We start from the raw sequence: 10,932 nt of genomic DNA on the forward strand, positions 1-10,932 counted from the left end.
TCGGCCCGGCGATTAGCGACATGAGCGTCCAAGTCTTCGCCGTGGCCACCATCGCTCTCGTAGCGCTATTGGTATGGGGGCTTGTGCGGCTCTTTACTCCCACGCCATTGATGATCGATGACTGGAATCCCGAGACCGCATTAGCGGAGACTCGGCGGGTAGAGCCGGGTGAGGATCTGGCCGGGAAGCGGATCAGATTTAGCGTGCCTACAGTGATCTGCCAGTCGCGGGAGCAGTTCTCTGTTTACCTTGCTTACATCCGGGCAGACGCCTTCGGCTACGCCAGGGATCTCGTGGCAGACCCCGACGACGAGGAAGAGCGCCGTTGCGCTGAGATGGATGCCAGCAACAACTTTCACGTCGTCCGGACTGTCGCGGCCAATGGTCTGGAACCATCACTCCTGGAGCTCGACAGCGGACACTCCGGTCATTCGGACTGGGCCGTCGCGGAGCATGTGAGGATCATTGATAAAGATCGGTAGCAACCGCCCCAAAGCAGACGCCCCGGCGCCTCTGCTGAGTCCATCGGCGTCGGCGGACGCCCCGCATTCGGGACGTCCGCCGACGGCCGTTCGCTCTTGGTGTCAGACGCTCACTCCATTTCCCGCCTTCATGCGGTCCAATGGACTCATTGTGTCTTTGGTGGCTTGCAGCACGTGGGTGTAGATCATCGTCGTCTGCAAGTTCCGATGGCCCAGGAGGAGCTGGATTGTCCGGATGTCGGTTCCCTGCCAGAGCAGATGAGTAGCGAAGGAGTGCCGGAGCGTATGAACACTCGCGTGTTTGTGGATGCCGGCCCGTTGGAGGGCCAGCTTGAATGGCCTTTGAATAGATGACTCCGCGGCATGCCAGCGAAGCCAGCGGCCAGTATCGATCTGAGGGCGTACGACGCGTGATGGGAACAGGAACTGCCAAGCGAGGGATGTAGCTGCCGCCGGGTATTTCCTCGACAGGGCATTCGGCAGCGGCGCCGAGCCACGACCGGCCAGTAAATCTTCGCGATGCAGCGTTGCGACTCGGACCATGTGCGTACGTAGGTCCGGCACCAAGAATTGCGGCAGCAGTGTTGTCCGGTCCTTTCCGCCCTTCCCATTCCGAACGCACAGTGCTTTCGCCCCAAAATCGATGTCCTTAACCCGCAGCGTTAGGCATTCAGAGATTCTCAGCCCGGCGCCATAGATGAGCGCCGCTGCAAGTCGCGGCGTTCCTGACATCAGCGATAACGTCTGCTGAACCTCATCCACCGTCAGGACGACCGGGACGAGTTTTCTGCGCTGAACACGCTGTAGGCCTTCGATGTTCTGCAGTGGCCTTTCGAGAACGTCACGGTAAAGGAAGACGAGAGCATTGAGCGCCTGGCTCTGCGTCGATGCCGAGACGGCGCGCTCGACTGCTAAGTGGTTCAAGAACGATTGCACTTCGGGCTCTCCCAGCTCCCGGGGATGCCTCATTCCGTGAAAACGCACGAAGTGTCGGACCCAGTGCCGATATGCCTCCTCTGTTCTCGAGCTCAGATGCCGTCTCCGGCAGACAGTGGAGGCAACTTCAAGAAGACGGGGGCGCGGGGTGTGATCGGGACCCCATTACGGTAGCTCCTCGGTGGGACAAAGCGAACAGAGTACGGCATGATGAGGTGGGGATTGCTCGGCGTGCTTATACGGCCTCGCGAGGAAACGGGTTATGGGAATCAATCGCTTATCCGAATTGTCCGCCGCCATGTGCGGAATGAATACGCTGACCCCGGCGTCCGCCTATTAGCTGTTGGGCCTAAAAGCATGAGCAAGAAAAAGTTCGCGCTTACAGCGGATCAGATCAAGCCGCTCGCAACCGGGCATGGGGGTTGTATCGCCACCGACATGATCACGGTCCTTGGAAAGCCGGTTGGGTACATGGTCCGCGAGCCTACGTCGCGGCAGCACGACAGTGGCTGGTGCTTTATGGCCGGAGACGAGTCCCAGGAATACATGGACAACTCCGCAAATCACGCCATCTACGACGTAAACACCATCGCCAACTACTCACCCGAGATCATTCCTTTTCTCAATGCGCCGCCACAGAGCGCGTTCATCAGAGACAAGAAAACAGGCAAGCTCGTGCAAATCCCCTATGAGTCGCCACTTGAATAGCAGGCCCAACAAGGTGCTCCAGGCGACGTATTTGCCTTCGCTTCGCTACGGCAAATCCGCGCCTGAGCTTGGGCGTTGGACCTCATGAAAGCTGAAGCGATCAAGGCTGAGGCCGCATCCGTGATTCGGCAGTTTGGGGCCAATCCACTAGGTTTCTTCTGGGTTCTTCACGACTCCGAGAATGAGAACCTCGATTTTGAAAAGCAAAATGAGCGGTGGGCGTTCGTAAAATCGGAGTCGTGGCACAGTCTCAATATGGCGGCCTATTCGCTTTGGGCCATATCCGACAACGGCGATCTCCTGTGGTGGAATGGAGAGCAAACAGTAGCCATGAGGCCACGAGACTACGAGTTCATTTCCAGAGCCGTAGCGCCATCACAGTTCATTCGCCTTCTAGTGTCAGGGGTGGAGCATTCATTCTTCCCAAAGGATCTTTACAGTGGGTGCGCGCAATGAGGTCCAACAAGTGCTTGCAGAGGGACGTCCTCGCCTTCGGCGAGGCCGCCCCTGAAGCAGGGCGTTGGGCATCATGAAGGCAGGTATCCTTTCCACCCTTTTGTTCGCGGTCTTTTGGCCTTTGCTGGTTACATGCGCATACATCTATGGCTTAGCCGGCAGTCCACAACCCGATAACTGGGCGCTCCTTAGCCGGGTCGGTGACTACGCGGGCTTGGCAGCCATCGCATGCATACTTTCATGCGTAGGGGTTGGCATCTGGTGCAAGCTAACAGCTCGGTTGTTTCCATTGGCAAGCAAGGCGGCTGTCGTCACAATTGTGGTTATATCTGCATACGTCACATTCATGGTTACGCGGCATTGAGTCATGCCCAACAAGTGCATCCAGCCGACGTATTTGCCTTCGCTTCGCTGCGGCAAATCCGCGGCTGATGCTCGGCGTTGGACATCACAAAGATGAAGTTCGTTTGCTCCTCGTGCGGTGAAGAGCATGACCTAGCTGCCATTTCGCTGGGCGCACATTCTCCATTTCAGTGGGGCATGTTGTCTGATGAGGAGCGAGCCAAGTCGGAGCTTGGTGAAGAGCAATGCGTCATTGAAAGCAACGACGGAAAGCACTTCTTCATACGGGGGCGCTTGGAGGTTCCGATTGTCGGCTCGACTCAGCCATTCTCATGGGGCGTTTGGTGCTCCTTGAGCGAGAAGAGCTTCCTAGAGATGTCGGAGCATTGGAATGATCCAAGCAGAGAAAAGCTAGGACCATACTTCGGCTGGCTCTGCACACGTTTGCCCGGCTATCCCGACACCATGTATCTGAAAACGCATGTGCATCAACAGCAGGTTGGGCTTCGGCCGCTGGTTGAGGTAGAGAACTCTGGGCATCAACTCTCCGTGCATCAGCGCGGCGGCATCGAACCTGCATTGATGCAAAGCATCGTCTCTCAGGTGCTTCATGGCGAGTGATGTCCAACCATCGGTTCCACCCGACGTCCCGGCCTCCGCGGCTTCGCCGCTCCAGCCGGGCCCCGGGTGAACCGGGGCGTTGGGCCTAGAAAAGGGAGAACCTCGTGGCAAACAATCTATTCGTCTCGTATGACCTCATTAATCCAGGTCAGAAATATGAAGCAGTGATCGCGGAGATCAAAAAGCTAGGCAGCTGGGCCAAGGTTCACTACTCCCTTTGGTACGTAAATTCGTCCTACTCAGCATCCGACGCAGTATCCAAGGTGTGGGCGGTTATGGACAGCAACGACAAACTCCTAGTCGTCGATGCAACCAATGGAGCGGCGGCATGGCAAAACCTCAGCGACGAGGTTGCAAACCACATCAAAGACCAATGGACCAAGTAGTGCCCAACAACGTGCTCCAGCCGACGTATTTGCCTCCGCTTCGCTACGGCAAATCCGCGGCTGAGCCCGGGCGTTGGGCGACAGCCCTCGTGCATACGCCGGAGATGAGCGAGATAAGTGGCACCTAGGAGAGGAAGCGTATGACCCAATCTCTCGATGAAGTTAATAGACAGGTTGTGTGTCTGGTCCAAGCTTGCCTGGGCGCACTCTCAAATAACGTATTGTCGGTTGCACTATTACCCTCTAGGAAAGCCCCACAAATCAGAATATCCATAGAGCGTGATTCTCCCGTTGACAGGGAAGAAGCCGATGATATCGTCGCGGAGTTTTATGCTTTACACGACAACGATCCAGAAATCGGGCTCGATGTCGTTGTGGAGGGTTCTGCACCGACGATCCCAGAAGCGCCAGCGCGTCTAATCTACCTGCGCCACAAGTCAGATGAAACATGAAATTGTACTTTTGTAGAGTAGTCGCCCAACCAGCGCTTCAAGCCGACGTCCACGCCTCCGCTGCGCTCCGGCGCGGCGCGGCTTAAGCTAGGCGTTGGGGCTACAACAAGGGAAGTCTATGATCCAACCGTTTTCGCCAGAAGACATCGGGTCCATAAGCAAATTGGCAGGCATTCTTGCAGTGCCATTTGCAGCGGCAGCCATGTTTGTTGACTTTGGCTTTTGGAGCGTCGGTCAAGATAAAACAGTTTCAGCTCTTATAGCTTCATCTGTCCCAGCAGTCGCATTGGCAGCAAAGATCGCTGCTTTTCTCCTCGGCGTCGTAATCGTTGCCTTTGCAACCGAAGCATTGAGGGTGCTTCTGGCACATTCAACGCCGCTTTACGTCTTCACGGGCATGGCTCTTTTGGCATTTGGTGTCCTCGGCCTACTCAAAGTCGGCGAGCACCCATTCTGGCATCTCTCAGCATTCTGTTTTGGGCTACAGGTATTCCACGGTGAGAGCCCCAACAATAGCTTCAAGCCGACGTCCACGCCTCCGCTGCGCTCCGGCGCGGCCGCAGCTTAAGCTCGGCGTTATGCGCTTAGGGAGCAATGAATGAGTATCGTCGCCTACTACGCACGAATATCGAGCGAGCAATTGGCCCGATGCGTAGACAATCCACAGAAGCTTGCATCTGGTGCAGTAGATGACTTGCCTGGGGTAGAGGTCATAGACGTTGATCGTGCGTGGGAACCGCTAGCTTGGCTTGTCTCTCCCTGCAAGCGCATTGAGCAAGAGCACAATACTCTTGTCATGAATCAGATCATGTCGGAGAGGCGGCCAGCGAAGCCGTCGTTCGGCGCCCGCCTTGCGAAGCTGTTTCAACCTAAGCCAAAGGAAAAGACGGAGCCATCCGCAGCTATTAAGGAAAGTCTGCGCAGAGCGGACGAAGCGGAACTTGACCTGCCGCTGGTGGCAATTGAGGGGCGCACGGAGTCAAGAGAGGAGCGACTTGACTTTGGCATGGGCGCCGCAGCCCTCTTCCCACCCTGTCAAGTGGCTAACCTGCAAGAGGCTTTAGCGGCAGTTTCTGTTCAAGTTGTTGAGGCGCAATACAAGCCGGAGCTCATGGATCAAATGGGGGTGTTCCCGGAGCATTGGGTTGAGGAGGGCCGCGACCTGATGGACAGCTACATACTCCCAAACCTCAAGAAACTTCAGGGCTTCTATTCAAGAGCAGCCGAGGCGGGCCAAACGGTGCTCGTATGGTACGTGTAGCCGCGCATAACAAGTGCTTCCAGTGCGACGTCCTCGCCTTCGGCTCGGCCGCGCCTGAAGCACGGCGTTGGGTGTTTGAATGAGCACATTTCAGTTTCAATCTCGCTGGAAGGAAGAATTGGTCTGTAGAGGGCCAGGTGGGCAGTTCGTTCTTGAACATCCCATGGGGGTTCTCTCTGCATGCCTGCCTACAGAAAAGGTGTGGGCTCAGCGAGGGCCAGCGTGGGCGCGTAACTTGTGGCCAGTTCTCAAGACTGATCTTGAGGCTTGGTGCAAGGCGAACAATGTGGAGTTCGTCATTGATGAAACGGCTCAGGTTTACTGAGCGGCTTATGTGCGGCCGCACCACACCCAACCACGCGCTCCAGTGCGACGTCCACGCCTTCGGCGTGGCCGCGCCTGAGCTAGGGCGTTGGACCTCATGAAAGAGTTCGTTCCACTCAAACAGGTCGTGGCCTGCCGTGAACTTGAGTTCGTTCACTCTTCTGACGGTTCAAAAGAGGCCGTTCTCGTTTCAATCGGGGTGCCATTTGAAGAGGAAAAAGACATTCAATGGCGGTGTCCATACACAATTGAAGCACCAAGCTTTAAGAAGAGCTTTGGCGTGGCTGGCGCCGACTCAATGCAGGCATTGCTGCTTACGGTTTCCATTATGTCCTCGGAGCTGAAAGCACTTGAGAAGCGGCATTCAGGTGTATTCACTCAGTACGGCGAGCCTGCTACCGGCTTTCCGGAACGTCTGGAAGGCACAGAATGAGGTCCAACCATGCCTTCCAGCCGACGTATTTTCCGCCGCTTCGCGCCGTCAAATCCGCGGCTGAAGGCGGGCGTTGGACCTCGTGAAATCTATGCGACACATGCTTTTCTTTCTGACGCTTGTCATGGCGCCGGCCATGGCGCAGACCCAGCTCGAAATGAATCAGGAGGCGTGTTCGGAATATCAAGCCGCCGATAAGAAGCTAAACACTGTCTACCAACAAGTCCTAGATCGCCACAAGGGCGATGCAATGGCCACAGCCAAGATCAAGAAGTCGCAGAGGGCTTGGTTGGCGTTCCGTGACGCGCAGCTTGAGGCGATATATCCCGCGGTCGATAAGCAGTATGAGTACGGCTCCGTCTATCCAATGTGCAGCTGTTCAGAGAATGCAGCGCTGATTACTCAGCGGATAGAGCAGCTATCTGGCTGGCTCAATGCCGAAGAAGGTGATGTATGCAGGGGCAGCAGGTAACCAAGGTCCAACTAGCGGTTCCACGCGACGTCCACGCCTTCGGCGCGGCCGCGCGTGAACCGAGGCGTTGGGCCTAAACATATGCGTATAGAAAGTTCCCACCACGTTGATAGTAGCGAGCCAGACGATGCTGGGCTTTACGAGTGGCGATACGAGTATGACCTGCTGACTTTTAGCGAGGCGGGGCTTGCACTGGTAGCCAGAAGCTACTCAGATACATCAGAGGAGGCGCATTTCCTACACATCGAGGAAAACAACGTTGCTCGCGGCATTACAAAAAGCGATTTGTCACGCCCCATCGTTGTTCAGGCGGTCGCGTACTTGCGTGGTGTCGGCAAGACATCAGTTAAATGGCTCGGGAGCGGAAGCTATGTTCCAGTTCCTTAGGCCCAACAATGGGCTGCAGCCGACGTATTTGCCTTCGCTTCGCTACGGCAAATCCGCGGCTGAGCCCGAGCGTTGGGCCTAAATGAAAGTAACGTGGAAAGACCTGTCATTCTTGCCAAGCGATGAGGCTTTGGCGGAGCTCTATCAGGCTTGGAGGTGGCTTCTTCCAAACCCATTCAATCCTGTCATGGCAAGCACCCTTGGCGATGTTTTCTTTCAGCAAGACTCCGAATCGGTCTTTTGGCTCAATACCGGAACAGCAGAGATATCTCGGGTTGCGGAGTCCCGCGCTCAGTTCATGGAAATGCTCAAAGGCGAGGAGTGCAACAACTGGTTCATGCCCAGCCTTATCGGCGCGCTCAAAGATGCAGGCAAGGTCCTGAAGCCGGACCACTGCTATACGTTCGTGACCTTGCCAATCTTCAAAGAGGGCACGTATGAGGTTTCCAACCTCAACCCTGTCCCAGCCAAAGAGCATTTCGCCGTCACAGGTTCAGTGCATCAGCAACTCAAAGGAATTCCAGATGGCGCACAGGTCAAGATCAGCGTGGTTTAGGCCCAACAAACGGTTCAACGCGACGGCCCGTAAACGGGCCGCGCGTTAACCTGGGCGTTGGACTCACTGGCTAATGACCTTCTGTCGTGAATAGTCCGTCAATGACGCCGGCCCCACGGCTTGGCCTCGACACCTGCGAGGAGCTTCTCGGGAAACTGCGCTGGGAAAAAGATCTTCTTGAGAAGCAATGGGACAGCCCGTATCTGGCGTTTAACTTTGCCGTCACCGCCAACCATCTTTTCGCAGACTGGATAAAGAGTGTTGGTAATAAGACGCAACGGCAACGAGCAAACCGACTCCCCGAACTGGCAAAAAAGCTATTTTTCGCTTGGCGCGACGTAGCCAATGCGTCCAAGCACTGGAGCTTGGATTCAAATGCTCGAAAAAAACAAATAGTTTCTAGCGTTTCAGGGCCAGTAATTGGTGATTGGTATGCGTATCTGATAGCTGGCCCAGTAATTTATCTGGAAATAGAAGGCGCAAGACCTAGCCTCCCGGAATTGGTTTCAGTCACGCTGCAGTGCTTCGAATGGATCCTGGAGTCCACAGAGAACGAGTTTCCCATCGAATTGACTAGAGGTCTGAACTCGGTCTTTCGCTCGCTGAGTAAGGAATAGGTCAATGCGTCGTCAGGTTCATAGCGCGTCCAACAAGGCGCTGCAGTCCGACCGCCCCGCCTCCGGCGGGGTTCCCTCGCTACGCTCGGCGGCGGCTGAGCGCGTGCGTTGGGCCCCAAAAGAAAGGAGTTCGTAGCAATGTCTGAAGACGGTTTTGAACCTGAAAAATTCAAGGTCTTTGTGCGTTATCTCATCCAGGTTGCAAAAGAGAAACGATGCGTTCCGTACAATGAGCTTGAGAATGTTTTTGGGCTTAGCCACGGTCAAGTCGGCGTCTTTGCCGGCAAGCTCGGGGACTACTGCCTGTCACGAGATATAGCCAAGCTAAACGGGCTCATCATCAACGTAACGGATTGTGTTCCGAGTCACGGCTATGACTGGTATCACAAAAAATACGGCATTCATTGGGGTGAGGTTGTCACTGAATGCTGGCGGCAGTTTCACGTCACAAGTTCCAGGCAAAAGCAGGTTCAAGACTTCAGCAAAAGAGACAAAGATGTTCAGAGCTTCCTGGACGGTGAGTAAGGGGCCCAACAAGGCGCTCCAGCCGACAAACCCGCCTCCGCGGCTTCGCCGCTCCGGCAGGTTTGCGGCTGAGCTGGGGCGTTATGCCTTGAGAGGAATCCCTTGAGCACTCCCCAGCTTGGCGTCAGCTACGTCGAGGACTTGCCCAGCGAGCCCTTTGATGAGTTCGTGGCTGAGGTTCAATGTTCAGAACTCGACCTTCGGTGTGAAGCTAGAGAACGGCCTGGGCCATACGCCGGGCTTGAGTGGCTAGTGCCCACAGCGGTTGTCGTCTTTATAGGCAGAGCCTACTTCGATGCTTTCCTGAAAGAAGCCGGCAAGGACCACTACCACATTCTGAAAGCGGCGCTTAAAAAGCTTACAAAGAAGTTCATTGGCCCATCTGTGCCAACTGGCCGCATCTACTTTGCTGGCGCCAATAAGGTCCAGTCTCCGGTTCCAAGGTACTCACTGGCCTACTCCGTCATTGCCAGCTTAGGCAACGGCCTCTCTGTAAAACTCCTCCTTCCACCCGATCTATCGGCTGAGGAGTGCAACAGCGCAGTGGAAGTTTTCACAGCATTTCTTGAGGCTGGCATTGAGGGCACGTTAGACCCAACCTCCGTTGAGGGGCTCGTAAATGCTAAGCCTGTGGGAGGAACACTGCTTGTGGCATACAGCCGAGAATTGAAGAAGCTCGTGGTTGAAGACCCAATACCGAAGCACGTCCGTGAACGGCAGGCATAACCAGAGCTTCAAGCCGACGTCCACGCCTCCGCTGCGCTCCGGCGTGGCCGCGGCTTAAGCTCGGCGTTGGGCCTACAGAAGAAGCGGTTTAAACAGGAGCTAGCAGTGGCGACCACAATGTATTTTGAAGAGACCATCAAAGATCAGGGTGGCAAAGAAACAATGGAGGTTGAGCTTGGTCGCTCCTCCTTCTATCCGGAGGACAGCATCTATCTCACCGTTGAAGGCAAGACGGTGATCATGGATAGAGCCACCGCGAAAAGATTTGTAGATGCTGTGGTATCGGTCGGCGCTTATCACCGGCTCATTGACTAGCGAACGGCAATGCCGTCATCTAGGCCCAACCATCGCTTCCAGGCGACGTCCCGGCCTCCGCGGCTTCGCCGCTCCAGCCGGGCCGCGCCTGAAGCGCGGCGTTGGGAGTCACTATGAGCTTTGATCTCTACTTCATTGCTTACGAGCAGACACCACCGTCAGCCGCGATGGCTGAAGAAATAAGGATGGTTGAGGAGGAGATTCCTCGGCCAGCATTTGATGCAGAGCGGACAGCTGTCATCACAGATCTAAAAGGCATCTACCCGCAGTACGTTTTCAGCCCCTCTGAAAACGGAGAGCAGTTTGGGGGACTTCTAAGCTGTGAAAGCTGCGATCTGCCAGATGTCAATTTCTGGCCGTCTCATGCAATGGTCGAAATGGGGTTCCGGATTGATCCAGAGTGGTCTCAGAAGACTTTGGTCAGCATCGCCAATACGTTCGAACGACACCACTTCGCCATCTACGATCCGGAAAACGAAAAGATTTGGACAGCCGCACAGCTTGCTTCATGGCTGCAGGGCGCGGTCGCTGAAGAGCAACGCATGGTCAAAGAGATTCAAGAAGGCGGAGTGGAGTTCAAAGAGACTGAAGATGGAGTGATCGAGTACAAAATACGAAGCAAAAGGCCTTGGTGGCGGCTATGGTGACTCCCAACAATCAGTTCCAGTCCGACGTCCTTGCCTCGCTTCGCTCGGCAAGGCCGCGGCTGAACTGAGGCGTTGAGGCTGTAGAAAAACCCTTGAACCCAGTCTGAATTGGCACGTAACACGCTGCTGTTTTCCCATCTGAATGGAGCAGCATCATGGCGCGCTACAAGCCGGTTGATCGTCATCTGTCGAAGCTGCTCGCGGTGCGTTTCTCCGAGCAGATTCTGCCGGGCAGCTTTGAATATGCAGTGAACTGGCTGGTCGATCACCAGATCGACATGCGCGT

The 10,932-nt window shown here is 55.5% G+C and carries 16 protein-coding genes and 1 pseudogene; 16 read left to right on the forward strand and 1 reads right to left on the reverse strand.

Annotated elements, in window-relative coordinates; translation table 11 throughout:
* Positions 1 to 20 precede the first annotated feature (20 nt).
* A complete protein-coding gene (locus K343_RS0112475; protein ID WP_028008366.1) occupies positions 21 to 482 on the forward strand; it encodes a hypothetical protein in 462 nt (153 codons plus the stop codon).
* A gap of 102 nt (positions 483 to 584) precedes the next feature.
* On the opposite strand, the pseudogene K343_RS21960 reads toward K343_RS0112475, so the two are convergent.
* A pseudogene (locus K343_RS21960) lies at positions 585 to 1,541 on the reverse strand (integron integrase); the annotation flags it as partial.
* A gap of 234 nt (positions 1,542 to 1,775) precedes the next feature.
* On the opposite strand from K343_RS21960, the gene K343_RS0112485 reads away from it, so the two are divergent.
* The 15 genes from K343_RS0112485 (at position 1,776) to K343_RS24535 (ending at position 10,646) form a co-directional block, all read left to right on the forward strand.
* The gene (locus tag K343_RS0112485; protein WP_028008367.1) at positions 1,776 to 2,126 is read left to right on the forward strand and encodes a DUF2185 domain-containing protein; all 351 of its coding nucleotides are present in this window, start codon (positions 1,776 to 1,778) and stop codon (positions 2,124 to 2,126) included.
* An 84-nt stretch (positions 2,127 to 2,210) separates the two neighbouring features.
* Positions 2,211 to 2,582, forward strand: a complete 372-nt coding sequence (locus K343_RS24500) for a hypothetical protein (protein ID WP_154662548.1) — start codon at positions 2,211 to 2,213, stop codon at positions 2,580 to 2,582.
* A 456-nt stretch (positions 2,583 to 3,038) separates the two neighbouring features.
* On the forward strand, positions 3,039 to 3,545 hold the full coding sequence (locus tag K343_RS24075; protein WP_084615872.1) for a DUF2199 domain-containing protein: 507 nt from the start codon (positions 3,039 to 3,041) through the stop codon (positions 3,543 to 3,545).
* Between the two features lie 104 nt (positions 3,546 to 3,649).
* Positions 3,650 to 3,931 (forward strand): hypothetical protein, encoded by a 282-nt coding sequence (locus K343_RS24080; RefSeq protein WP_084615864.1) that lies wholly within the window; start codon positions 3,650 to 3,652, stop codon positions 3,929 to 3,931.
* A 140-nt stretch (positions 3,932 to 4,071) separates the two neighbouring features.
* Positions 4,072 to 4,383: a hypothetical protein gene (locus K343_RS24505; RefSeq protein WP_154662549.1), complete on the forward strand. Its 312-nt coding sequence runs from the start codon at positions 4,072 to 4,074 to the stop codon at positions 4,381 to 4,383.
* 118 nt (positions 4,384 to 4,501) lie between these two features.
* Positions 4,502 to 4,951, forward strand: a complete 450-nt coding sequence (locus K343_RS24510; RefSeq protein ID WP_154662550.1) for a hypothetical protein — start codon at positions 4,502 to 4,504, stop codon at positions 4,949 to 4,951.
* Between the two features lie 30 nt (positions 4,952 to 4,981).
* Positions 4,982 to 5,644, forward strand: a complete 663-nt coding sequence (locus K343_RS0112490; protein ID WP_084615865.1) for a DUF1877 family protein — start codon at positions 4,982 to 4,984, stop codon at positions 5,642 to 5,644.
* A 421-nt stretch (positions 5,645 to 6,065) separates the two neighbouring features.
* Entirely contained in the window at positions 6,066 to 6,401 is a 336-nt protein-coding gene (locus K343_RS24515; protein WP_154662551.1) for a DUF6968 family protein, read from the forward strand.
* A 100-nt stretch (positions 6,402 to 6,501) separates the two neighbouring features.
* The gene (locus K343_RS0112495; protein WP_211226253.1) at positions 6,502 to 6,873 is read left to right on the forward strand and encodes a lysozyme inhibitor LprI family protein; all 372 of its coding nucleotides are present in this window, start codon (positions 6,502 to 6,504) and stop codon (positions 6,871 to 6,873) included.
* A gap of 469 nt (positions 6,874 to 7,342) precedes the next feature.
* A complete protein-coding gene (locus K343_RS0112500; RefSeq protein ID WP_084615867.1) occupies positions 7,343 to 7,816 on the forward strand; it encodes a T6SS immunity protein Tdi1 domain-containing protein in 474 nt (157 codons plus the stop codon).
* Between the two features lie 101 nt (positions 7,817 to 7,917).
* Positions 7,918 to 8,433, forward strand: coding sequence for a hypothetical protein (locus K343_RS24520; protein ID WP_154662552.1), 516 nt, complete (start codon positions 7,918 to 7,920; stop codon positions 8,431 to 8,433).
* A 138-nt stretch (positions 8,434 to 8,571) separates the two neighbouring features.
* Positions 8,572 to 8,958, forward strand: coding sequence for a hypothetical protein (locus K343_RS24525; protein ID WP_154662553.1), 387 nt, complete (start codon positions 8,572 to 8,574; stop codon positions 8,956 to 8,958).
* A gap of 102 nt (positions 8,959 to 9,060) precedes the next feature.
* Positions 9,061 to 9,684 carry a hypothetical protein gene (locus K343_RS24530; RefSeq protein ID WP_154662554.1) on the forward strand — a complete coding sequence of 208 codons (624 nt, stop codon included), beginning with the start codon at positions 9,061 to 9,063 and terminating at the stop codon, positions 9,682 to 9,684.
* A gap of 105 nt (positions 9,685 to 9,789) precedes the next feature.
* Entirely contained in the window at positions 9,790 to 9,999 is a 210-nt protein-coding gene (locus tag K343_RS24860; protein WP_028008371.1) for a hypothetical protein, read from the forward strand.
* 113 nt (positions 10,000 to 10,112) lie between these two features.
* Positions 10,113 to 10,646, forward strand: coding sequence for a hypothetical protein (locus K343_RS24535; protein ID WP_154662555.1), 534 nt, complete (start codon positions 10,113 to 10,115; stop codon positions 10,644 to 10,646).
* The last annotated feature ends 286 nt before the right edge of the window (positions 10,647 to 10,932 follow it).

The organism is Solimonas flava DSM 18980, from assembly GCF_000426685.1.
In the GTDB taxonomy this organism is placed as follows: Bacteria; Pseudomonadota; Gammaproteobacteria; order Nevskiales; family Nevskiaceae; genus Solimonas; species Solimonas flava.